This is a genomic window from Mesorhizobium sp. M2E.F.Ca.ET.209.01.1.1, assembly GCF_004010375.2.
Classification (GTDB): domain Bacteria; phylum Pseudomonadota; class Alphaproteobacteria; order Rhizobiales; family Rhizobiaceae; genus Mesorhizobium.
Genome location: NZ_SADP02000995.1, coordinates 1 through 302 on the forward strand (window position 1 = coordinate 1; position 302 = coordinate 302).

Genomic DNA, 302 nt, shown 5'->3' on the forward strand with positions numbered 1-302 from the left:
CGAACTCAGAAAGCTGCGCGACGCAGCAATACCCGCACCCGGCGAGAGCGCGAAGGCGCGTGCCTTCGAGGCCGCCCTGCGCGCCTACGATCAGGAAAATATTTCCGCCGTCACCCAAGGATCGGTCGGCGGCCTTCGTCTCACAGAGCGAGCACAAAAGCTCTGGAGCAAGATCATGCAAAAGAAACTCATTGCCTCGCCGGCCCTTGCCGGGCTCGTCGCCCTGCCGATCGCCGGATACGCCACCTTCCATATGCTGAGGGAACAGCCGTCGCCGTTCGGCGGCGACGAGAAGATCACCG

1 pseudogene is annotated in these 302 nt (G+C 63.2%); it reads left to right on the top strand.

Features of this window, described 5'->3' with window-relative positions:
* Positions 1–302, top strand: a pseudogene (locus tag EN852_RS42975) (VWA domain-containing protein); the annotation flags it as partial.